Annotated in this window: 1 protein-coding gene; it reads left to right on the top strand. The window is 71.8% G+C overall.

All coding sequences use genetic code 11. From position 1 onward, the window contains the following. Positions 1-113 precede the first annotated feature (113 nt). The gene (locus tag AC1RIF_RS04565; protein ID WP_492600202.1) at positions 114-26,957 is read left to right on the top strand and encodes a non-ribosomal peptide synthase/polyketide synthase; all 26,844 of its coding nucleotides are present in this window, start codon (positions 114-116) and stop codon (positions 26,955-26,957) included. The last annotated feature ends 38 nt before the right edge of the window (positions 26,958-26,995 follow it).

Genomic DNA, 26,995 nt, shown 5'->3' with positions numbered 1-26,995 from the left:
CCAGGCCATATGTCGGACTTTCGTGCGACCGGAAACCGTCCGGGCGGCGAAAGGATCTTGATATGGTGTGGTCCCGATGCAACCGGGGCATTCTGCTCTCAGGGGGCGAGTAAATGACGTTGTCAGGATCTCGGGAACCCGGCTCACGCGGTTCCGACACTCCGGATCTTCCCGCCGAGGCATTTCCGCTGTCCTCGGCGCAGCGGAGTATGTGGTTCGCTCAGCAGCTCACGCCGGGCGTTCCCATCTTCATCGCACAGTATGTGGCGCTGCACGGCGAGCTCGACCTCGACCTGCTCAGCCGGTGTGCGGTGGTGGGGGCCGAGGAGTTCCAGTCGCCGTTCCTGCGTCTGGTCGATGTGGACGGTGAGCCCTGGCAACTGGTCGATCCCGACACCGACACCTCGATCGGCCGGATCGACCTGCGCGATCACCCCGATCCGATGGCCGCGGCACGCGAGTGGATGGACCACGACCATTCGGTACCGATCGACCTGACCCGCGACCGTCTCATCGACATGACGATCCTGCAGATCGGCGATCGAGACTACTTGTGGTACACGAGAATTCATCACGTCGCGCTGGACGGCTACAGCGGTATGACGATGGCGAACCGGATCGCCGCGCTCTACACCGCGGCCGTCGAACATCGTGAACCCGAGCCGAATCGGGCCCTCGATCTGCGCGAGCTCCTCGCGATCGACCAGAAGTACCGGGCATCGAGTCGATTCCAGGCCGACCGCGAATACTGGGCCGACCACATCGCCGGCATCGAGTCCGGCTCGACGCTCGCCGAGCACGAGGCGCCCGTCCAGGCGGTCAGCCGCGTCGCGAGCGCGCCGCTGCCCGCGAGGGTGATCGAGGCACTCGACACCACCGATCGGCGACTCGAGGCCACCCCGGCGGCGGTGCTGATCGCGGCCTTTGCGTGCTACCTGAGCCGGATGACCGGTCGCACCGACGTGCTGGTCAACATGCCGGTGTCGGCGCGCACCACCGCGCCGCTGCAGCGGTCCGGCGGCATGCTGGTCAATGTCGCACCGCTGCGAGCGACGGTGCTGCCCAACGACACCGTCGCCGACGTCGTCGGACGGATCCAGCTGGAGCTGATGGGTGCCCTGCGCCACCAGCGGTGCAGCATCGAGGACATCCGTCGCGACGCCGGGCTGACCGGCACCGCGCGGGGACTGGCCGGTCCGATGGTCAACGTCATGCTGTTCCACCAGCAGATCACGCTGGGCCCGATGGTCGGCGAGTACCACATCGTCACGTCCGGTCCGGTCGAGGACCTGCTCATCAACTTCTTCCAGAGCGGCACCCCGACAACGACATTCGTCGAATTCCGGGCGAACCCCGAACGCTACGGCGAGGACGCGCTGCGCATCCACCACCGCCGGTTCCTCGAGCTGGTCGACGAGTTCGTCGTCGCGGCCCCCGACACCCGCATCGCGGACATCCACACCGAGAGTTCGGCGGTGGGCGCGCAGCTGCTGCGGACCGCGGCGCAGCTCGAGTTCTGGTCCCGCGAGTTGGCCGGGCTGCCGGACATCCTGTCGCTGCCGTCCGACCGCCCACGCCCGTCGCGCCGAGCGCTCGACGGCGACCGGGTGGACTTCACGATCGCGCCGCGCGCCCACCGGATCCTGGTGGAGCTGGCCGCGGAGCGTGGGTGCACGGTGTTCGCCGCCGTGCACGCGGCGTTGGCGGTGTTGCTCGCGCGGCTGGCCGACGTGGACGACATCGCGATCGGGACTCCAGTCGCCGGCCGCGGTACGGGTGGCGACTTCGTCAACACCGTCGCGCTGCGCACCACCCTGCCGCCCGGGATCACGTTCGGCGACCTGCTCACCGACGTGTGCAACGCCGACCTGGCCGCATTCCGGCACGCCGAGACCCCGTTCGCGCAGCTGGTGGAGGCGCTGGACCGCACTCGGGAGAACGCGCACTCGCCGCTGTTCCAGGTGATGCTCGAGTTCCGCGACGGACGCACCCCCCACCTCGCGCTCGACGACCTGTTCGTCCGCGGTACCGATGCGGGGCCCGACCTGTCCGCGCTCGACCTGCGTCTGACCGTCGAGGAGCGGTTCGACGGCGCCGGCGACGGCCCGACCGACCGAGTGCCGGCCGGGATCGACGCCTCGTTCGCGTATGCGACCGACATGTTCGACGGCGAGACCATCGAGGCGCTCGGGTCGCGTCTGGTCCGGTTGCTCGACGCGGTGCTCGACGACGCGTCGATCCCCGTCGCCGACATCGATCTGCTCGGTGACGACGAACGGCGGGCGCTGTCGGGGGTGTGGGGCGGCAGCGGCGTCATCCCGCGCACACTGGCGGATCTGCTCGTCGACGCCGCGCAGCGGGACCCGGATCGGGTCGCGCTGGTGCACGAGGGTCACGACGTCACCTACCGTGAGCTCGACGAGCAGTCGAATCGGTTGGCGCGCATGCTGGTCGCGCGGGGCGTCGGCCCGGAGTCGGTGGTGGCGCTGTCGATGCCGCGGTCGGTCGAATCGGTGTCGTCGGTGTGGGCGGTCGCGAAGACGGGGGCGGCGTTCGTCCCGGTGGATCCGAACTATCCGCCCGACCGGATCGAGCACATGCTCACCGACTCCGGTGCGGTCCTGGCGCTGACTGTCGCGGCGCACACCGATGCGGTGGCCGACACGGTCCCGACGCTGGTGCTCGATGCGCCCGGCTTCGCCGAACAGGTGCGACAGTGGTCGGCCGAGCCGGTCACCGACGCCGACCGGCTCGCCGGGATCCGGATCGACCATCCGGCCTATCTCATCTACACGTCCGGGTCGACCGGCACGCCGAAGGGCGTCACGGTGACCCACCGCGGCCTGGCGAACTTCGCCGAGGACGAACGGGTCCGGTACGGGGTGCAGGCCACGTCGCGGACCCTGCACTTCTCGTCACCGAGCTTCGACGCGTCGGTGCTCGAGCTGATGCTCGCGGTCGGGGCGGGCGCGACGATGGTGATCGCCCCGCCGACGATCTACGGTGGCGCCGAACTGACCCGACTGCTGCGGCACGAGCACGTCACCCACGCGTTCGTGACGCCCGCCGCGCTCGGGTCGGTCGATCCGATGGCGCTCACCGATCTGGAGTGCGTCGTGACCGGCGGCGAGGCCTGCCCGCCGTACCTCGTCGAACAGTGGGCGCCCCGGCACCGGATGTTCAACGCGTACGGGCCCACCGAGGCGACGGTGGTCTCGAGCGTGTCCGCACCGCTCGAGGTGGGCCGCGACGTCACGATCGGCAGCCCGCCGCTCGGGACCGGGGCTCTGGTCCTCGACGGCCGACTGCGCCCGGTGCCGGTCGGGGTGGCGGGCGAGCTCTACGTGTACGGCGACGGGCTGGCCCGTGGCTACCACGCACGCCCCGGGATCACGGGTGAACGCTTCGTCGCGAACCCGTTCGGTCCCGCCGGTGACCGCATGTACCGGACCGGCGACCTGGTGCGCTGGAAGCGTGCCGGCGCCGACGAGTACACGCTCGAGTATCTCGGCCGCACCGACTTCCAGATCAAGATCCGCGGCTACCGTATCGAGCTCGGCGAGGTGGAGGCGGCGCTGCGGTCGCATCCCGAGGTCGGGTTCGCGCTCGCGACGGGGTTCGTGGGACCGGCCGGGGACACACTGCTGGTGGCCTACGTCCAGCCCGACAGCAACCGGGAACTCCACGGCGGCGACATCATCACCCACGTCGCGGACGTGTTGCCGCCGCACATGGTGCCCGCGAGTGTCGTCGTGCTCGACTCGCTGCCGCTCACCCCGGCCGGCAAGCTGGATCGACGTGCCCTGCCCGAACCCCGATTCGACACCGGCACAGGCGAATTCCGTGCGCCGAGCACGCTCGACGAGAAGAAGATCGCCGGCGTGTTCTCCGAACTGTTGGGCGTCGAACGGATCGGTACCACCGACAGCTTCTTCGACCTCGGCGGCAACTCGCTCACCGCGACCCGGATCGTGGCGCGCATCAACGCCACCCTCGGCACCGAACTGGGTGTCCTGGACCTGTTCGAGGCCCCCACCGTCGGTGAACTCGCCGCCCGTGTCGAGGCCGCCGGTCCCGGCCACGGCGCCCGGCCCCCGCTGGTGCCGCGCGACCACGACGGGCCTGTCCCCGTCTCGACGGCGCAGCAGCGGATGTGGTTCGTCAACCAGTTCGACCCCACGTCCGCGGCGTACAACATTCCGATCGCCGTGACGATGACGGGCGCCCTCGACGTCGGGGCCCTGCGGACCGCGCTCGCGGACGTCTTCGAGCGGCACGAATCGCTGCGGACGGTGTACCCCAACACCCAGGACGGCCCGGTCCAGTCGGTGCGCCCGACGGCAGAGGTCGCCGCGGACCTCGCCCCGGTCACGGTGACGGAGGACGAACTGCCACCGCGGATGACGGCCGCCGCGACGGCGCCGTTCGACGTCACGACGGCGCCCCCGGTGCGGGCGAACCTGTGGCGGCTCGGACCGACCGAGCACGTCCTCACACTGGTGGTGCACCACATCGCCGCGGACGGGCTGTCGATGACCCCGCTGGCGCGGGATGTGATGGTCGCGTACGGGGCCCGCGCCGCGGGCACCGCACCCGACTGGACGCCGCTCGCGGTCCAGTACACCGACTACTCGCTGTGGCAGCGCGACCTGCTCGGCGCGGAGGACGACCCGCACAGTCTGGTCTCGCGGCAGCTCGACCACTGGCGCGGCGAACTCGCCGGTGCCCCCGACCTGCTGGAGTTGCCCACCGACCGCCCCCGGCCCCCGCAGCAGTCGATGCGGGGTGCGGTCGCCGACTTCACGATCGCGCCGCACCTGCACCGACGCCTACTCGATGTGGCCGGCGAGTACGAGGCCAGCCTGTTCATGGTCCTGCACGCCGCCCTCGCGGTGCTGCTCGCCCGATCCAGCGGCACCTCCGACATCTCCATCGGTTCCCCGGTGTCGGGCCGCGGCGAGGCCGAACTCGACGACCTGATCGGCATGTTCGCCGGCACGCTGGTGCTGCGCACCCAGGTCGAGCCCGCCGGGACCTTCAGCGACCTGCTGGCCCGCACCCGCGCCACCGACCTGGCCGCCCTCGGCAACACCGACGTCCCGTTCGAGCGGCTGGTCGAGGTGCTCGATCCGACGCGCTCGGGGGCGTACTCGCCGCTGTTCCAAGTGATGCTGGTGCTGCAGGGCGGCAACAACGCCGAGCAGAGCCGGCTGGAACTGCCCGGCCTCGCGGTCGAGGTGTCCGAGATCCAGACCGGCACCGCCAAGTTCGACATGCAGTGGATCCTCACCGAGCGCACCGACGAGGAGGGCCGGCCCGGCAGCATCGAGGCGACGGTGTCGTACGCCACCGACCTGTTCGACCCGGCCACGGTGGCCGGATTCGCGGACCGGTTCGTGCGGATCCTCGAGTCGATCACCGTCGACACCGCGGTCCGGGTCGGCGACATCGACGTCCTCGTCGACGGCGAACGCGAACTGGTCCTGGGGGAATGGAACGCCACCGCCCACGCGGTGCCCGACACCACCCTCGCAGGCCTGTTCGACGCCCAGGTGCGTCGCACCCCGCACGCGGTGGCGCTCACGTTCGGCGACGACGAACTGACGTACGCGCAGTTCGCGTCCCGCGTGCACCGGCTCGCCCGCGAGCTGATCGACCGCGGGGTGGGGCCGGAGACCACCGTCGCCCTGTCGATCCGACGCTCCTTCGACCTGCTCGTCGCGATGTACGCGGTAGTCGAGGCCGGCGGCGCCTACGTCCCGCTCGACCCGGACCACCCCTTCGCCCGCACCGAGTACGTGCTCGACAGCGCACAGCCGGTGTGTGTGCTCGGAACCCGGCGGGACCGCGCGCGGATGCCCGCCGGCGTGGACGTCGTGGAGATCGACCGGCTCGACCTCGCCGCCCGCGACGACAGCCCGATCCGCCCCGAGGAGCGGTGCGCCGTGCTACGCCCCGACGACGTCGCGTACGTCATCTACACGTCCGGCTCGACCGGACGGCCCAAGGGTGTCGCGGTGAGCCACCGCGCAATCGTGAACCGGCTGTCCTGGATGCAGGGGCAGTACCGGCTCGCCGCTTCCGACGTAGTGGTGCAGAAGACGCCCGCGACCTTCGACGTGTCGGTGTGGGAGTTCTTCTGGCCGTTGCAGACCGGCGCGAGCCTGGCGATCGCGATCCCCGACGGGCACCGCGACCCCGCCTACCTGTCACAACTGATCGAGGATCGACAGGTCACGGTCGCGCACTTCGTGCCGTCGATGCTGGCGGCGTTCGTCGTCGGTGGTCGGCCGGAACAGTGCCGGTCGTTGCGGACGGTGTTCTGCAGCGGCGAGGCACTGCCGCCCGCGACGGCGGCCGCGTTCGCGGAGTTCGCCGCCGCGTCCGGCGCCGAACTGCACAACCTGTACGGCCCCACGGAGGCCGCGGTCGACGTCACCTACCGGCAGTACTCCGACACCGACCGGGTGAGCGTGCCGATCGGCGCCCCGGTGTGGAACACGCAGGTGTTCGTGCTCGACTCGCGGCTGCATCCGGTCCCGGCGGGCGTACCCGGCGAGCTGTATCTGGCGGGTGTCCAGCTGGCCCGCGGGTACGTCGGCCGCCCGGACCTGACCGCGGAGCGGTTCGTCGCCGACCCCTTCGGCCCGCCCGGCGCACGGATGTACCGCACGGGCGACGTGGTGCGCTGGAAGAGATCGGGGCGACTCGACTACTCACTCGATTACCTCGGCCGCACCGACTTCCAGGTCAAGCTCCGCGGACTGCGGATCGAACTCGGCGAGGTCGAGTCGGCGCTGCTGGCGCGGCCGGGGGTGGCGCAGGCCGTCGTCGTGGTGCGCCGCGACGACATCATCGGCGAGGCCCTGATCGGGTACGTCATCGCCGACCCGGACGCGACGGTCGACCCCGCCGCCCTGCGCGACACGGTCGCCGAGACGCTGCCCGCGTACATGGTGCCCGCGCAGATCCTCGTCGTCGGCGAGTTCCCTCTCGGCGCCACCGGCAAGCTCGACCGCGGCGCCCTGCCCGACCCCGAGTTCCGTTCCACCGAGACCGAATTCGTCGCGCCCCGCACCCCCGTCGAGGAGATCCTCGCGGCGATCTTCGCCGAGCTCGTCGGCGCGCCCCGAGTCGGGGTGTACGACAGCTTCTTCGACCTGGGCGGCAACTCGCTCACCGCGACCCGACTGGTCGCCCGCGTCAATTCCGCGCTGGACACCCGGATCGGGGTGCGTGAGGTCTTCGACGCCCCCACCGTGTCCGCGCTGGCGCTGCGGATCGCGTCCGCGGGCACCCGCGGCGCCGGCCGCGCCCCGCTGTCCGCGGGGGCGCGGCCCACACCGGTCCCGGTGTCGCTGGCGCAGAAGCGGATGTGGTTCATCAACCAGTTCGACACCACGTCACCGGCGTACAACGTCGTGCTGCCGGTGCGCCTCGACGGCGACCTGGACCGGGACGCGTTGCGCGCCGCGATCGCCGACGTCCTGGACCGGCACGAATCGCTGCGCACCCGGTTCCCGATGGTCGACGGCGAACCCACCCAGGTGGTGCTGCCGACCGCGGCCGTCGTGCCCGATCTCGAACCAGTCTCGGTGTCCGGGATCGAAGCGCCGGAGCGGATCGCGGAGTTCGGGGGCACCGGATTCGACGTCACGTTGGCCCCGCCGGTCCGGTCGCTGCTGCTGCGCCTGGCCCCGCGCAGTCACGTGCTGGTCATCGTCGTCCACCACATCTGCGCGGACGGCTTCTCGATGGCCCCGCTCGCGCGGGATCTCATGACCGCCTACGTGGCCCGCGCCGCGGGCGAGCTGCCGGGGTGGGAGCCGCTGCCGGTGCAGTACGCCGACTACGCGCTGTGGCAGCACCGCGTGCTCGGCAGCACCGACGACCCCGACAGTCTGCTCTCGACCCAGCTCGACTACTGGGCCCGGACTCTCGACGGGCTCCCCGAGGTGCTCGAGCTGCCGACCGACCGTCCGCGGCCCGCCGAACGCTCGATGCGGGGCGCGGTCCACGACTTCCGCATCGACGACGACACCCACCGGCGTCTGGTGGCGATCGCGCGCAGCCACAACTCGACGGTGTTCATGGCCGTGCACGCCGCCCTGGCCGCGCTGCTGGCCCGCCTCGGCGACACGGACGACGTCGCGATCGGCACCCCGATCGCCGGTCGTGGCGAGGCGGCGCTCGACAACCTCGTCGGCATGTTCGTCAACACGCTGGTGCTGCGCAGCCGATTCGATCCCGAGGCCAGCTACTCGGCACTGCTCGGCGGTGTCCGCGACTCCGATCTGGACGCCTTCCACCACGCCGACCTGCCGTTCGAGCGGCTCGTCGACGCGCTCGCCCCGGAACGCTCCACCGCGCACACGCCGCTGTTCCAGGTGATGCTCGAGTTCCGCAACACCGACCGGCCGCGACTGGACCTGCCCGGGTTGACCGTCACGACCGTGGACGCCGCGGCCGAGATCGCGAATTTCGATCTGCTGCTCACCCTCACCGAGGACTTCGTCGAGTCCGGGGAGCCGGCCGGCATCACCGCCGGATTCACGTACGCGACCGACCTTTTCGATCCCGCCACGGTCGCCCGGCTCGCCGAACGGTTCGCGGCGGTGCTGCGCGCTGTCACGACCGACCCGACCACCCGGATCGGCGACGTCGACCTGCTCACCACCGACGAGCGCGCGGCCCTCGCCCCGGTCAGCGGGGGTGCCGGGGTGCCCGCCCGCACGCTGCCCGAACTGCTGGCGGCCGCGACCGTGATCGACCCCGACTCCACCGCGGTGGTGTTCGAGGGGCGCGAGCTGTCGTACCACGAACTCGACACCCGGTCGGACCGGCTGGCCCGGCTGCTGATCGAGCGGGGGGTGGGTCCGGAATCGGTGGTGGCCCTCGCCCTGGCCCGGTCGCTCGAGTCGGTGACCGCGACGTGGGCGGTGGCCAAGGCCGGGGCGGCGTTCGTGCCGGTGGACCCGAACTACCCGCCGGAGCGGATCGCGCACATGCTCACCGATTCCGGTGCCGCCGTCGGCCTCACCACCACCGTGCACCGCGACGCCCTGCCCCGGACCACGGACTGGATCGTGCTGGACGACGAGGGCCTTCGGCGGGACGTGCGCCGTCAGCCGGCCGGGGCGATCACCGACACCGACAGGGCCGGGCCGCTGCGCCTCGACCACCCCGCCTACCTGATCTACACGTCCGGATCGACCGGCACCCCCAAGGGCGTCATCGTCTCGCATCGTGGCCTGGCGAACTTCGCAGCCGAGGAACGGACCCGTTTCGGGGTGACACCGACGTCCCGGACCCTGCACTTCTCGTCCCCGAGCTTCGACGCCTCGATCCTGGAACTGCTGCTGGCGATCGGGGCGGGCGCGACGATGGTGATCGCGCCCCCGGAGGTACTCGGTGGCGACGAACTGCGGGAGGTGCTGCGCGACGGCGCCGTGACCCACGCGTTCGTGACCCCGGCCGCCCTCGCGTCGGTGGACCCGACCGGGCTGGACCGGATCGAGTGCGTGGTCACCGGCGGCGAGGCGTGCCCGCCGGAGCTGGTCGCACAGTGGGCGCCGGGGCGTCGGATGTTCAACGCGTACGGGCCCACCGAGGCCACCGTCGTCGCGGCCGTCAGCGAACCGCTCGCCGTCGGGGTGCCGGTCACGATCGGCCGGCCACCGATGGGGGCCGGTGCGCTGGTGCTCGACTCGCGCCTGCACCCGGTGCCCGGCGGGGTGCCCGGCGAACTGTACGTCCTCGGGACCGGGCTGGCGCGCGGCTACCACGACCGCCCCGGCATCACGGGCGAACGCTTCGTCGCCAACCCGTTCGGCGGGCCCGGCGAACGCATGTACCGCACCGGCGACCTGGTGCGCTGGAACGGGTCGGGCCAGCTCGAGTACCTGGGCCGCACCGACTTCCAGGTCAAGATCCGCGGCTTCCGCATCGAACTCGGCGAGATCGAGTCCGCGCTGCGCCGCCACGACGGGGTCGCGACGGCCGTCGTCACCGTCGACGGCTCGGGGCCCGCGAGCCGGCTCGCCGGCTACGTCGTGCCCGAACCCGGCGCCGATCTCGACACCGGCGACATCGTCGAGTTCGTCGGGACGCTGCTGCCGTCGTACATGGTGCCGTCCGCGGTGATGGTGCTCGACCGGCTGCCGCTGGGTCCGGCGGGCAAGGTGGACCGGCGGGCGCTGCCGGCACCGGACTTCGGGACCCGCGTGACGGCCGGCCGGGCGCCGCGGTCGGCACGCGAGCAGGAGTTGGCCGGGCTGTTCGCGGACGTGCTGGGTCTCGACGCGGTCGGCGTGGACGATTCGTTCTTCGCGCTCGGCGGCGACAGCATCATGTCGATCCAGCTGGTGTCGCGGGCGAAGGCACTGGGTCTGCACTTCTCACCGCGGGACGTCTTCGAACACAAGACGATCGCGGCGCTGGCCACCGTCGCGCAGTCCGGCCCGGGCGAGGCGGTGCTGGCCGAACTCGACGGTGGCGGACAAGGCGACGTGCCGCTGCTCCCGGTGGCCCACTGGCTGCTCGGCCGCGGCGGCCACCACGACCGGTTCTCGCAGGCGGCGCTGCTGACCGCGCCCGAGGGCCTCGACGAGGCCGGCCTCGCGGGCGCGCTGCAGGCGGTGCTGGACCGGCACGACATGCTCCGCGCCCGCATCCGCCCCGGCGAGCACCGTATGACGGTGCCGTCGCCGGGAACGGTGTATGCGGAGTGGCTGATCCGCCGCGTGGACGTCGACGGGGCGGTCCCCGGCACCGAAGCGTTCGCCGAGATCGTGCGTGCCGAACTCGACGCCGCCGAAGACCGGCTCGATCCGGCCGCCGGCGAGATGGTCCAGGCGGTGTGGCTCGATTCCCGCACCACTCGCGGACGCCTGCTCGTCGTCGTCCACCACCTGGTCGTGGACGGGGTGTCGTGGCGGATCCTGGTGCCGGACCTGGCGATCGCGTGGACACGGATCGTCGCGGGTGAGCAGCCGGCTCCCGCGCCGGTGGGCACCTCGATGCGGCGGTGGGCGCACGGCCTCGTCGACGCCGCACCGCAGCGCCGCGACGAGCTGGAGCTGTGGCGGGGGATGCTCGCCGGTCCCGATCCGGTGCTGGGTTCGCGTCCCCTCGATCCCGCCGTCGACGTCGCGGCGACGGTCGAGAACGTCACCGTCGAGGTGTCTCCGGACGTCACCGAGGCGCTGCTGACGACCGTGCCGGACGCGTTCCGCGGGAGCGTCAACGACGGCCTGCTGACCGCGCTGGCGCTCGCGCTGGTCCGGTGGCGCCGCAGCCGGGGCGCCGACACCGCCGACGCGCTGGTCACCCTCGAGGGGCACGGACGCGAGGAGCACGTGCTGCCCGGCGCCGACCTGGGCCGGACCGTCGGCTGGTTCACCACCCTGTTCCCGGTCCGGTTGGATCTCGCCGGGGTGGATGTCGACGACGCGTTCGTCGGCGGCCGCGGTGCCGGCGCGGCGGTGAAGGCGGTCAAGGAACAGCTGCTCGCGGTGCCGGACCACGGCATCGGCTACGGGATGCTGCGCCACCTCGATCCGGACGGTGAACGGGAACTCGCCGGCCTGCGCGCACCCCAGGTCAGCTTCAACTACCTGGGTCGGCTCACCGCGAGCGTGCCCGACGATCAACGCGACGCCGGTTGGGTGCCGACCGACGACGCCGATCTGGGGGTCCTGCAGGACGCCGATCTGCCCGTCGCATCGGTGCTCGACATCAACGCCGTCACCACCGACGGCCGGGACGGCTCCCGGATCAGGGCCACGTGGGCGTTCCCGGCCGGCGTGCTGTCGGCCCCCGAGGTGCAGGAGCTGGCGGACCTGTGGACCCAGGCGCTGATCGCGCTGGCCCGGCACGTGTCCCGGCCCGGCGCGGGCGGGGCGACACCGTCCGACCTGGAACTCGTCGCGCTCGATCAGGACGAGATCGAAGGGCTCGAGCGGCGGTTCCCGGCGCTGGCCGACGTGTGGTCGCTCTCGCCGCTGCAGTCCGGCCTGCTGTTCCACGCCCAGATCGCCGACCGGTCCGTCGACGCCTACATGGTGCAGATGATGCTCGACGTGCGCGGCGCCGACGCGCAGCGGCTGCGGCGGGCGGGTCAGGCGATGCTCGACCGGCACCCCAACCTGCGGGCCGCGTTCGTGCACGCCGCCGACGGGGCGCCGGTGCAGGTGATCGTCGACCGCGTCGAACTGCCGTGGACCGAGGTCGACCTGTCCGAACTCGACGAGCCGGTGCGGGCGGACGAGCTGTCCCGGCTGCTGCGCGCCGACCGGGCGCAGCGGTTCGACATGGCGACCGCGCCCCTGATCCGGTTCCTGCTGGTGCGCACCGGCCCCGACGAGCACCGGCTGGTCCTCACCAACCACCACATCCTGCTCGACGGCTGGTCGACGCCGCTCATGATGCAGGAGCTGCTCACGCTGTACGCCACCGACGGCGACGACTCGGCGCTGCCGCGGGTGCACCCGTACCGCGACTACCTCGCCTGGATCGCCGCGCAGGACTCCGCCCGCTCGGTGCAGGCGTGGACGGACGCCCTCACCGGCATCGAGGAACCGACCCTGCTGGCGCCGCCCGACCGCGCCCGCGAGCAGGCCACGATGCCCGACGCGGTGGAGATGTCGCTGGACCCGGACCGCACCGCCCGACTCTCCGCGATCGGCCGCCAGCTCGGTGTCACGCTCAACACGATGATGCAGACCGCGTGGGCGATCGTGCTCGGCGCACTCACCGGCCGCGACGACGTCGTCTTCGGCGGCACCGTGTCCGGCCGACCGCCGCACATCCCCGGCATCGAGTCGATGATCGGCCTGTTCATCAACACACTGCCGGTGCGGGTGCGTCTCGATCCGCGCGAGTCGGTGGGCGAGTTGCTGCGCCGGGTGCAGGCCGAGCAGGCCGGGCTGCTCGACCACCATCACGTCGGGCTGACCGAGATCCAGAACGCCACCGGCCCGGCGCTCGCATTCGACACCCTCACCGTGTTCGAGTCGTACCCGGTCGATCGTTCGGCGGTGACCGACGCGGACATCGCCGGCCTGCGGCTGGTACACATCCACGAGGGCTCCGACGCCGCCCACTACCCGCTGACCCTCGTCGCGAACGCCGACGACCGGCTGCGGATGAAGCTCGAGTACCTGCCGGACCTGTTCGACCGGGCCACCGCGCAGGCCCTCGCCGACCGGGTCGCCCGGATCCTCACCGACATCTCCGAGGATCCGCAGTGCACGCCGGCCCGACTGCGGCTGCTGTCCGACGACGAGTGGGCCGACCTGGTGCCGCTGCGGGGACACCCCGGGCGGTCGGCGCGGACCCTGCCGGCGCTGTTCACCGACGCCGCCGCGGCGAACCCCGACGCGGTCGCGCTGGTCTCCGGCCGCACCGAGGTCACCTACCGCGAACTCGACGAGCGGTCGAACCGGCTCGCGCACCTGCTCATCGGGCAGGGGATCGGACCCGAATCGTTCGTCGCCCTGGGTATTCCCCGGTCGATCGAGTCGGTCGTCGCGGTGTGGGCGGTCACCAAGACCGGGGCCGCGTTCGTGCCCGTCGACCCCAACTATCCGGCCGAGCGCATCGCGTTCATGCTCGACGATTCCGGCGCCGACATCGGGGTGACGGTGGCGGACGCCCGCGACCGGCTGCCGGACGCGCTGCCATGGCACGTGCTCGACGATCCCGGCTTCGTGGCCCGGTGCGAGACGGCGTCTCCCGCCGCGGTCACCGACGCGGACCGGGCGGCGGCCCTGCGACTGTCCCATCCCGCGTACGTGATCTACACGTCCGGCACCACCGGCATCCCGAAGGGCGTCGTCGTCACGCACCTGGGCCTGGACAACCTGTCCGAGGACTACCTGGCGCGCTTCGCGACCCAGCCGTCGTCGCGGACCCTGCACTTCTCGACGCCGAGCTTCGACGCGGCGGTCCTGGACTACCTGCTGGCGTTCGGCGCGGGCGCGACGATGGTGATCGCACCGACCACGGTGTACGGCGGCCGCGAGCTCGCCGAGCTGATCCGCGAGCAGCACGTCACGCATGCGTGGCTCACCACCGCCGCGGCCGCCACAGTGGAGCCGTCCGGGCTCGACGAATTGGTCGAGGTCATGGTCGGCGGCGAGGCCGTCCCGCCGGAACTGGTGGCACGCTGGGCGCACGATCGGCGCTTCTACAACGGCTACGGGCCCACCGAGGCGACGGTGATGGCGAACATCAGCGCCCCACTGGTGACGGGGGAGACCGTCACCATCGGCGCCCCGCTGCGCGGGGTGACCGAACTGGTCCTCGACCCGAGTCTGCGTCCGGTACCCGCCGGGGTGCCCGGCGAGCTGTACATCGCCGGGTCCGGGCTGGCTCGCGGCTATCACCGCCGCCCCGGCCTGACCGCCGAACGGTTCGTCGCCAACCCGCACGGGACGCCGGGCGAGCGCATGTACCGCACCGGCGATGTGGTCCGGGTGCGGCCGGACCACACCATCGAGTACATCGGCCGCTCCGACTTCCAGGTCAAGGTCCGCGGCTTCCGCATCGAGCTCGGCGACATCGACAACGCGTTCGGCGACCACCCGGACATCCGGTTCGCGGTCACGCTCGGCCGGCCCGGGCCCGGCGGCGGCACCGCCCTGGTGGCGTACGTGCTGCCGAACGCGGACGCGCGACCCGAGCCCGGCGCGCTGCGGGACTTCGTCGCGGCACGACTGCCGGTCCACATGGTGCCGTCGAGCATCATGATCCTCGACGAGATCCCGCTGACCCCGATCGGCAAACTGGACCGTGCCGCGCTGCCGGAGCCCGAATTCCTGCCGGCCGGGGCGGCGTTCCGGGCGCCGACGACCCCCACCGAGCAGACCGTCACCGAGGTGTTCGCCGAGGTCCTCGGTCTGGAACGGATCGGCGTCGACGACAGCTTCTTCGACCTGGGCGGCAACTCGCTGATCGCGACCCGGGTCACCGCCCGGCTCACCGCCGCGCTCGGCGCCGACGTCGGCGTGCGCGCGCTGTTCGAGGCACCGACCGCTCACGAGCTCGCCCGCTGGATCGAGCGGAACCGGGACACCGCGACGGCCCGGCCCCCGCTGGTGCCGCTGGACCGGCCGCACCGCGTCCCGCTGTCGCTGGCCCAGACGCGGATGTGGTTCATCAACCAGTTCGACACCGACTCGGCGGCGTACAACATTCCGCTGGCGGTGCGGCTGTCCGGCGATCTCGACCCGGCCGCCCTGCGCGGCGCGGTCCGCGACGTCCTCGACCGGCACGAGTCGTTGCGCACGTTCTTCCCGTCCCACGACGGTGAGCCGGTCCAGCAGATCGTGCCGGCCGCCGAGGCCGCCCCGGACCTGGCCGTCGTCGATGTTCCCCCCGGCGACGTGCCCGGCCGGGTGTCGGCGTTGATCTCGCGCGGCTTCGACGTCACCGCCGCGGTGCCGGTGCGGGCCGAGCTGCTCCGGCTCGGCCCCACCGAGCACGTGCTGGCGATCGTGGTGCACCACATCTGCGCCGACGGCTTCTCGATGGCGCCCCTGGCCCGCGACGTGATGACGGCGTATCTGGCACGAGTCGGCGGACACGTGCCGCAGTGGGCGCCGTTGCCGGTGCAGTACGCGGACTTCGCGATGTGGCAGCGTGACGTGCTCGGTTCGGAGGACGATCCGGAGTCGCTGGTCAGCCGCCAGCTGTCGTTCTGGACCGACGCGCTGGCAGGGCTGCCCGAGGCGATCACGCTGCCCACCGACCGGCCCCGCCCGGTCCGGCAGCGCTTCGACGGCGCCCGGGTGCAGTTCGAGATTCCCGCCGACGTGCACCGGTCGCTGGCCGAGCTGGCACGCCGGAGCGGCGCGACGATGTTCATGGCCGCGCACGCCGCGCTGGCGGTGCTGCTGGCCAAGCTGAGCGGCAGCGACGACATCGCGATCGGCACCCCCATCGCGGGCCGCGGTGAGGCCGAACTCGACGATGTGGTGGGCATGTTCGTCGGCACACTGGTGCTGCGCAGCCGTGTCGACGCCGCCGACGGGTTCGAGGATCTGCTCGCCCGGATCAAGGAATTCGATCTGGCGGCGTTCGGGAACGCGGACCTGCCCTTCGAGCGGCTCGTCGACGTCCTCGCCCCCGAGCGGTCCACGGCGCACTCGCCGCTGTTCCAGGTGCTGCTCGAGTTCCAGAACAACGAACTGCCCCGGCTGGAGCTGCCCGGCCTGGTCGCCGACCCGGTCGACGCCGAGCTGGCCGTCGCGAAGTTCGATCTCCAACTGACGCTCGCCGAACGGCACGACGAGCATGGCGTGCCGGCCGGGATCACCGCGGCCTTCACCTACGCGACCGACCTCTTCGACGCCGACACCGTCGGCGAGCTGGCGCAGCGGTTCGTCCGGCTGGTCGACGCCCTCACCACCGACCCGGCGCGGCCGACCGGCGATGTCGGGATCGCCACCGACGCCGAGCTCGCCGTGCAGCTGCGGGACTGGAACTCCGCCGGATCCCGCGCGCCGGAGACCACCCTCGCCGATCGGTTCGCGGTCACCACGGCACGGTTCGCCGACGCCGCGGCCCTCACGTTCGACGGGCAGACACTCAGCTACGCCGCGCTCGACGCACGCGCCAATCGCCTCGCCCGGCACCTCGTCGCGCTCGGGGCCGCGCCGGAAACGCTCGTCGCGGTGGCGCTGCCACGATCGGCGGAGCTGGTGGTCGCATTGCTCGCCGTGATCAAGGCCGGCGCCGGCTACCTGCCGGTCGACGTCACCTACCCGGCGGAGCGGCTCGCGTTCATGCTCGAGGACTCCGCGCCGGTGTGCGTGCTGACCACCACCGCGGACGCCGACACGATCCCGCCCACCGACGTGCCGCTGGTCCGCCTCGACGACCCGGCGGTGCTCGACGCGGTCGCGGCCCGGCCGGACCGCCCGGTCACCGATACCGACCGCAGGGTCCCGGTGCGCCCCGACGACGTCGCGTACGTCATCTACACGTCCGGGTCGACGGGGCGGCCCAAGGGCGTCCAGGTCACCCACCGCAACGTGCTCACTCTCTTCGAGAACACCGCCGCGACGTTCGGCTTCGACGAGACCGACGTGTGGACGATGTTCCACTCCTACGCGTTCGACTTCTCGGTATGGGAGCTGTGGGGGCCGCTGCTGCACGGCGGCCGCCTGGTGGTGGTCGACTTCTACACCGCGCGCTCGCCGGAGATGTTCCTCGACCTGCTGCGCAACGAACGGGTGACGGTACTGAACCAGACCCCGACCGCCTTCTACCAGCTGGCCGAGGCCGACCGTCTCGCTGCCGAAACTTCTACGCCCACTACGGAACTGGCGCTACGCTACGTCATCTTCGGCGGCGAGGCCCTGGATCTGGGCCAGCTCGGACGCTGGTACACGCGGCACCCGGACACCGCGCCGCGTCTGGTGAACATGTACGGCATCACCGAGACCACCGTCCACGTCACCCGGATCGAACTCGACCGCGACTACGCGGCGGCGGCGAACGCGAGCGTGATCGGCCGGGCGATCCCCGGTCTGCGGGTGATGGTGCTCGACGAGCGCCTGCACCCGGTCCCGGCCGGAGTGACCGGCGAGATGTACGTCGCCGGCAACCAGCTCACCCGCGGCTACCTCGGCCGCGCCGCCCTCACCTCCGGGCGGTTCGTCGCAGACCCGTTCGGGGCACCCGGCGAGCGCATGTACCGCACCGGCGACCTGGCCCGATGGAACCGCGACGGCCGCCTGGAATACCTGGGCCGCAGCGACTTCCAGGTCAAGATCCGCGGCTTCCGCATCGAGCTCGGCGAGATCGAGTCGGCTTTGCTGCGGTACCCGGGTGTCGCGCAGGCCGTGGTGACCGTCCACGAGGGCGAGCACGGCGCCGCGCGGCTGGTCGGCTACGCGGTCCGCGAACAGGGCTTCGACCTCGACCCGCAGGACGCGCTCGACCACGTCGGCGCCGAGCTCACCTCGTACATGGTGCCGGCGGCGCTCGTCGTGCTCGACGAGCTCCCGCTCACCGCGAACGGCAAACTCGACCGCAAGGCCCTGCCGGAGCCGGACTTCGGAGCCCGCACCACGATCGGCCGCGCCCCGCAGACCGACGCGGAACGGGTGCTCGCCGACCTGTTCGCCGAGGTCCTCGGGCTCGACTCGGTGGGCGTGGACGATTCGTTCTTCGCGCTCGGCGGCGACAGCATCATGTCGATCCAGCTGGTGTCGCGGGCCAAGGCCGCGGGCATCGTGTTCTCCCCGCGCGACGTGTTCGAGCACCGGTCCGTCGCCGGCCTGGCCGTGGTGGCCGCCGCCGCCGGCGGTGAGACGCCGGTGCACCTCGAGGAGCTGCCCGGTGGCGGGGTCGGCGAGTTCCCGCTGACCCCGATCATGCGCTGGCTGCTGGGTCGCGGCGACGGCGACATCGTCCGCCGGTACACACAGACCGCGCTGCTGGCCCTGCCGCCCGCGGTCGACGCCGACCGGCTCGCGCGCACCCTGCAGGCGGTACTGGACCGCCACGACATGCTGCGCGCGCTGCTGCAGTCGCTCGATCACGGCGAGCCGAGCATGCAGGTCCGGCCCGTCGGCGCGGTGGCCGCCGCCGACCTCGTCACCCGGGTCCGTGTGGACGAGCCGAGCGGACCGGCGTTCACCGCGACCGCCGCCACGGAACTGGACCGGGCGGCGGGCCGCCTCGACCCCGCGACCGGTGTCATGCTGCAGGCGGTCTGGTTCGACGCCGGACCGCGCGGCGGTCGGTTGCTGCTGGTGGTCCACCATCTCGCCGTCGACGGTGTCTCCTGGCGGATCCTGGTGCCCGATCTGGCGGCCGCATGGTCGGCCGTCGAGGCCGGGGAGGTCCCCGATCTGCCGGTCACCGGGACCTCGATGCGACGCTGGGCGCACGCACTGGCCGACGCCGCGGTCGGCGGCACCCCGGGCCGGGACCGCGAGCTGGAGCTGTGGCGGTCCACCCTGACCACCGACGACCCGGTGATCGGCGCGCGGCCCCTCGATCCGTCCGTCGACGTCACCGGAACCGTCGAGAAGGTGTCCGTCGAGCTCCCGGGCGCGGTCACCGAGGCGCTGCTCACCACGGTGCCGAACGCCTACCACGGCAACGTCAACGACGGGTTGCTGGTGGCGCTCGCGATGGCGCTGACCCGGTGGCGCCGCACCCGCGGCCACGACACCGGCACCGCGCTGGTGAACCTCGAGGGCCACGGGCGTGAGGACCAGGTGGTGCCCGGCGCCGATCTGGGGCGCACCATCGGCTGGTTCACCACGATCTTCCCGGTCCGGCTCGATCTCGGCGGCGTCGACGTCGACGACGCGTTCGCGGCCGGCCCGGCCGCCGGTGCCGCGATGAAGGCGGTCAAGGAGCAGCTGCTCGCGATCCCGGACCACGGCATCGGATTCGGCATGCTGCGTTACCTCAACCCGCAGACCGCGCCCGTGCTCGCCGCGCTGCCGGCCCCCCAGGTCAGCTTCAACTATCTGGGCCGGCTCGGTGGCACCGCCGCCGCTGATGTCGGATGGCTGCCGGTCGGTGACACCGAACTCGACGACGCCCCCGACGCGTCGCTGCCCGTCGCGAACGTCCTCGACGTCAACGCCGTGGTCACCGAGACCCCCGACGGACCGCGCCTGCGGGCGACGTGGGCGTTCCCGCGCGGTGTCCTGGCCGCGGTCGACGTCGGCGAACTGGCCGACCTGTGGGTGCGGGCGCTGTCCGCGCTGGCGCGGCACGCCGAGCACCCGGGGGCGGGCGGACTGACGCCCTCGGATCTGGATCTGGTGCGGCTCGACCAGGGCTCCATCGACACGCTCGAGAGCCGCTTCCCGAACCTGTCCGACGTGTGGTCGCTGTCGCCGCTGCAGTCCGGTCTGCATTTCCACGCCGCGTACTCCGACGAGTCCGCCGACGCGTACCTCGTCCAGCTGACGCTGTCGCTGGGCGGCACCGTCGACACCGATCGGCTGTGGCGGGCCGGGCAGGCGCTGCTGGACCGGCACCCGAACCTGCGGGCCGCGTTCGTCCAGCCCGGCGACCGGGCGGAGTCCGCGGGCACGGTACAGGTGATTCCCGAGCGGGTGGAACTGCCGTGGACCGAGGTGGATCTCTCGCGGCTCGACCCCGCGGCGCGCGCCCGCCGGTTCGCCGAACTCACCCTCGCCGACCGCCTCACCAGGTTCGACCTGACCACGGCCCCGGCGATCCGGATGACGCTGGTCGACCTGGGCGACGGGGAGCACCGGCTGGTCATCACCAACCACCACATCCTGCTCGACGGCTGGTCCACCCCGCTGGTGCTGCGGGACCTGCTGACGCTGTACGCCACCGACGGCGACGCCTCCGCGCTGCCGCGGGTGCATCCGTACCGCGACTACCTCGCGTGGATGGCCCGGCAGGACGCCACCGAATCGACCGATGCGTGGCGGCGGGCACTGGCCGGGCTCGAGGAGCCGAGCCTGCTGGCACCGACCACCCGCGGTGAGGGCATCGGGGGCACCGACGAGTTCGAGCTCGCGCTGCCGGCGGCGCAGACCGAGACGCTGCGTTCCCTCGTGCGGGAGCGGGGCCTGACGCTGAACACCGTCGTGCAGGTCGCCTGGGGCATCGTCCTGGGCGCGATGACCGGGCGCAGCGACGTCCTGTTCGGCGGCACCGTCTCGGGCCGGCCACCGCAGATCCCCGGCATCGAGTCCATGGTCGGACTGTTCATCAACACCCTGCCCGTCCGCGTCACCCTCGACGCCGCGGAGACGCTCGGCGATCTCCTCGACCGGGTGCAGCGGGAACAGGCCTCACTGCTCGACCACCACTACCTCGGCCTCGCCGACATCCAGAAGGCCACCGGGCCGGCCACCACGTTCGACACTCTGACGGTGTTCGAGTCGTACCCCGTGGATCGGCAGGCGCTCACCGCGGACACCGACATCGCGGGCATGAGGGTCACCGGCATCGACGGCCGCGACGCCGCCCACTACCCGCTGTCGCTGGTCGCGTCGGTGAACGGCAGCCTCAACCTCAAGTTCGAGTACTTCCCGGAGTTCTTCGACCGCGACACCGTGGAGTCGATCGCGACCCGCGTCGCGGTAGTGCTCGACCGCCTCGTCGCCGACCCCGGGCAGCCACTGTCCCGGCTGGACCTACTGACCGAGCCCGAACGGCGCGAACTGGCACCGGTACTCGGCGCCACCGGCGGATCCACCCGCACCCTGCCCGAGATCTTCGCCGACGCCGCCGCGCTGGACCCCGACGCGATCGCGTTGTCGTTCGCCGGCCGCGAGGTCACCTACCGCGAACTCGACACCCGCTCGTCCCGCATCGCCCGGTTCCTCATCGACCAGGGTGTCGGACCGGAATCATATGTGGCGCTAGGCATTCCACGATCTGTCGAGTCGGTGCTCGCGGTGTGGGCGGTCGCCAAGGCGGGCGGCGCCTTCGTCCCGGTCGACCCGAACTATCCGCTCGAGCGGATCGAGCACATGCTGGCCGACTCCGGGGCCGGGCTCGGACTCACCGTCGCCGCGCACCGGCACGATCTGCCCGACACCGTCACCTGGTTGACGCTCGAGGATCCCGAGTTCGTGGCCGCGTGCGACGAACACTCCGACGCCCCGGTCACCGCCGCCGAGCGCACCCTCCCGCTCGGCCTGCACCACGCCGCGTACGTGGTGTACACCTCCGGATCCACGGGCCGACCCAAGGGCGTCGTGGTGACCCACCAGGGGCTCGACAACTTCGCGCTCGACCAGCAGGAACGCTTCGGCGCGAACGAGCAGTCCCGGACACTGCACTTCGCGACGCCGAGCTTCGACGGCGCGGTGTTCGAGTATCTGCAGGCCTTCGGGGTGGGCGCGACGATGGTGATCGCCGAACCCACCGTTTTCGGCGGTGCCGACCTCGCGCACCTCATCGCGTCCGAGGGCGTCACGCACGCGTTCATCACCACCGCGGCCCTCGGCACCGTCGACCCCATCGGGCTGGACACCTTCACCCACGTCGCCGTCGGCGGCGAGGCCTGCCCGCCGGACCTGGTCACCCGGTGGGCGCCCGGCCGCGAACTGCACAACGCGTACGGCCCCACCGAGACGACGATCATGTCGAACATCAGCGTGCCGATGACCCCCGGCGGCCCGATCACGATCGGCGGGCCGATCCGCGGCGTCGGTGAACTCGTCCTCGACGGGCGCCTGCAGCCGGTCCCGGTCGGGGTGCCCGGCGAGCTGTACATCACCGGCCTCGGGCTGGCCCGCGGTTATCACCGCCGGCCGGGGCTGTCCGCCGAACGGTTCGTCGCCAACCCGTTCGGCAAGCCGGGGGAGCGGATGTACCGCACCGGCGACATCGTGCGCTGGCGGCCGGACCACACCGTCGAGTACGTCGGCCGCTCCGACTTCCAGGTCAAGGTCCGCGGCTTCCGCATCGAGCTCGGCGAGATCGACGCCGAACTGATGGCCGATCCCACCGTCAGCTTCGCCACCACCCTCGGGGTGCCCGGACCGGCCGGCGACACCGTGCTGGTGTCGTACGTGGTGCCACGCGCCGACGCCACCGTCGTGGGCACGGCCCTGACCGACCGGATCGCGTCGCGGCTGCCGTCGCACATGGTGCCGGCCTCGATCACGGTGCTCGACGAGTTCCCGCTCACCCCCGTCGGCAAGCTCGATCGCGCCGCGCTGCCCGAACCGGAGTTCGCGTTCACCACCGGCGAATTCCGGGCGCCGACCAACCCGCTCGAGTACACGCTGTCGGACATCTTCGCGGAGGTCCTCGGCGTCGACCGGATCGGCATCGAGGACAGCTTCTTCGACCTGGGCGGCAACTCGCTGATCGCGACCCGGGTCACGGCCCGGCTCAGCAGCGTCCTCGACGCCGACATCCCGGTCCGCGCGCTGTTCGAGGCACCCACCATCCACGCGCTGGCACAGTGGATCTCCCGCGAACGCGAGACCACCGCCGCATACGGACGCCCGGAACTGACCCGGCGCGAGCGGCCCGACCGGATCCCGCTGTCGCTGGCCCAGCAGCGGATGTGGTTCATCAACCAGTTCGACACGGCGTCGGCGGCCTACAACATCCCGATGGCGGTCAACCTGAGCGGTGACCTCGACGCGGAGGCCCTGCGCGCCGCAGTCGGGGACGTCCTCGAGCGCCACGAGTCGCTGCGCACCGCCTACCCGGTCGTCGACCGGGTCCCGTCGCAACGCGTGGTCCCGGTCGGCGAGGTCCTCACCGATCTCACCCCCGTCGACGTGACCGACGTGACCGAACTGCGCGAGCGGGTCGTCGCGTTCGCCTCCGCCGGGTTCGACGTCACCGCGGCGCCCCCGGTGCGGGCGGAACTGCTGCGACTCGGGCCGACCGAGCACGTACTGGTGATCGTCGTGCACCACATCTGCGCCGACGGGTACTCCATGGCCCCGCTCGGCCGGGATCTGATGGCCGCCTACACCGCCCGCGCGGCCGGTGCGGTGCCGCAGTGGACGCCGCTACCCGTCCAGTACGCGGACTTCACGCTGTGGCAGCACGAACTGCTCGGCTCGGACAGCGACCCCGACTCGCTGCTGCGCCGCCAGCTCGAGTTCTGGACCACCGAACTGGCCGGAGTGCCCGACGTCATCCAGCTGCCCACCGACCGCCCGCGGCCGGTGCAGCAGAGCTTCCACGGCGGCCGCATCCGTTTCGAGGTCCCCACCGAACTCCACACCCGCATCACCGAGATCGCGCACCGTCACGGCGCCAGCATGTTCATGGCGATGCACGCGGCCCTGGCGACGCTGCTCGCCCGGCTCGCCGACACCGACGACATCGCGATCGGCACCCCCATCGCCGGCCGCGGCGAGGTGGCGCTCGACGAGCTGGTCGGCATGTTCGTCAACACCCTGGTGCTGCGCACCCGCGTCGACCACGGCGAATCGTTCGACGACATCCTGCGGCAGGTCCGGACGGCCGACCTGGCCGCGTTCGGGCACGCGGAAGTCCCGTTCGAGCGCCTCGTGGAGGAGCTCAACCCGCCCCGGTCCACGTCGTACTCGCCGTTGTTCCAGGTCTCCATCGAGTTCCAGAACAACGAACGGCCCCGGCTCGAGCTGCCCGGCCTCGTCGTGGAGGGTGTCGGCATCGACGCGCAGGTCGCGAAGGAGGACCTCGAACTCGTGCTCGCGGAGGAGTTCACCGACGACGGCGCCCCGGCCGGGATCAAGGCCTCGCTCGACTTCGCGACCGACCTGTTCGACGAGCACACCGTCCGCGGGTTCACCGAACGCTTCGTGCGGGTCCTCGAGGCCGTCAGCGCCGACCCGTCCCGCGCGGTGGGCGACATCGAGATCCTCGACGCCGCGGAGCTCGAGGAGCTGGCACCGGCGGCAGGAGAGACGGCGGTCTCGCCGCACGTGTGGCCCGAGCTGCTGTCCAGTGCGGCCGCCGTCGATCCCGACGCCGTCGCGCTGTCCTACCTGGGCCGGACCGTGACGTACCGCGAGCTCGACGAGCGGTCCAACCGGCTGGCACGGGTGCTCGGCTCGCGTGGCGTGGGACCGGAGACGTTCGTGGCGCTCGGGATGCCCCGCTCCACCGAGGAGATCGTGTCGATCTGGGCGATCGCCAAGGCCGGCGCCGCGTTCGTCCCCGTCGACCCCAACTACCCGGCCGAACGCATCGCGCACATGCTGACCGACTCCGGCAGCCGGGTCGGCCTCACGACGTCGGCGCTGCGCGAACGCCTTCCCGACACGGTGCCGTGGCTGGTCCTCGACGACGGTGAACTCGACGCACACATGGCGCGAGCGTCAGCGGCGCCGGTCAGCGACGTCGACCGGACCTCCCCGCTGCACCTCGCCCATCCGGCGTACCTGATCTACACGTCGGGATCGACGGGCCGGCCGAAGGGCGTCATCGTCACGCACCTGGGTATCGCGAACCTCACCGCGGAGGAGCGGAACCGGTTCACCGTCACCCCGCAGTCGCGGGTCTCGCACCTGGCCTCGCCGAGCTTCGACGCCTCGGTGTTCGAGATGATGATGGCCTTCAGTGCCGGCGCCCGCCTGGTGATCGTGCCGCCCACCGTCTACGGCGGCACCGAACTGACCGAACTCCTCTCCCGCGAGGGCGTCACGCACGGGTTCATCACCCCGACCGCGCTGGCATCGATCGAGGACGAGGGCCTCGAATCGCTACAGGTCCTCGCGGTGGCCGGCGAGGCCTGCCCGCCGGAACTGGTCGCCAAGTGGGCGCCCGGACGCCGGATGTTCAACGGCTACGGTCCCACCGAGACCACCATCCAGGCCAGTGTCAGCGCGCCGATGCAGCCCGGCGAGGTGGTCAACATCGGCGGCCCGGCGATCGGATTCCGCGAGGCCGTCCTCGACGGCCGGCTGCGTCCGGTCCCGATCGGGGTGCCCGGCGAGCTGTACATCTCCGGCCCGGGCCTGGCCCGCGGCTACCACAACCGGCCCGGGCTCACCGCCGAACGCTTCGTCGCCAGCCCCTTCGGTGAACCCGGCACCCGGATGTACCGGACCGGTGACGTCGTCCGGTGGCGGCCCGACCACACCATCGAGTACATCGGCCGCTCCGACTTCCAGGTCAAGGTGCGCGGCTTCCGGATCGAGCTCGGCGAGATCGACGCCGTGCTCACCCGGCACCCGGCGGTCACGTTCGCGGCGACCCTCGGGCACACCGGGCCGTCCGGCGACACCCTGCTCGCGTCGTACGTGCGTCCCGTCGAGGGACACGCGGTCGAGTCCCGCGAGCTGCGCGCGCACGTCGCGGCGCAGCTGCCCGCGCACATGGTCCCGTCCGCGGTGGTGGTGCTCGACGAGATTCCGCTGACCCCGGTCGGCAAGCTGGACCGGCGCGCCCTGCCGGCCCCGGAATTCACGTCGCTGACCACCGAGTTCCGGCCGCCGACCACCGCTACGGAGCGGGCCGTCACCGAGGTGTTCGCCGAGGTCCTCGGCATCGAGCACGTCGGGATCGACGACAGCTTCTTCGATCTCGGCGGCAACTCCATCATCGCGACCCGCATCATGTCCGAGCTTCAGTCCCGGCTCGGCCGCCAGATCCCGCTGCAGACGATGTTCCTCGACCCGACGCCGTCCGGGCTCGCGAAGCGGATCGACCTGCCGGTCGGCTACCTCGGGCACAGCGACTCTCCGGTCGACGACGCGCTGGGCGTGGTGATCCCGCTGCGCCCGAGCGGGGAACGCCCGCCGCTGTTCTGCGTGCACCCCGGCATCGGGTTGTCGTGGGGATACGCGGGTCTGGTGCAGTACCTGGCCAAGGACCGGCCCGCGTACGGGCTGCAACTGCCGCTGCTGAGCGGGGGACCGGACTTCGAGTCGGTCCAGCAGCTCGCACACCGGTACGTCGAGGAGATCCGGATCGTGCAGCCACACGGCCCGTACCACCTGCTCGGGTGGTCACTCGGCGGGGTGATCGGGCACGCGATGGCCGTCGAACTCCGCAACGCCGGAGAAGACGTCGCGACGCTCGCGATCATGGACAGCTATCTCACCGAGGACGAGGAGGAACCCGGGCACCTGACGGTGGTCGAACTGCTCGAGGGCCTCGGGCTGGACCTGGCGCCGTACAGCGACGTCCGGGACCTCACCTACGCGCAGGCCGTCGAACTGCTCAACGAATCGCTCGGGCAGGAAACGGGTTTGACGCCCGCCCACCTGAAGCGGATCAACGACGGTTTCACCACGTCGGCACGGATCATGAACCGCTACCGGCCGGGGGTGTTCGACGGGGACCTGCTGTTCTTCACCGCCGGCCGTGGCGACGGCAGCGACCATGACGCGCAGGAGCATTCACCGCAGGTCTGGGAGTCTGCGGTCACCGGCCGGATCCGCGAGTTCACGATCGACTGCGAACACAACCAGATGATCGAGCCGACCGCGCTCGCCGAGATCGGCCCGCTGCTCGAGGACTACCTCGTGGAGCACTGAAATCGGTCCTCCCACAACAAACTTCGCATACATCCCCA

Source organism: Prescottella sp. GW823-FHT02E09 (assembly GCF_058797375.1).
Note: the sequence above shows the minus strand (reverse complement) of the source record. Positions and strands in the feature narration are given on the sequence as shown.

Bases quoted from the DNA above. Each gene is read 5' to 3' on its own strand.
- AC1RIF_RS04565 (WP_492600202.1), top strand. From the start codon at position 114: ATGACGTTGTCAGGATCTCGGGAACCCGGCTCACGCGGTTCCGACACT.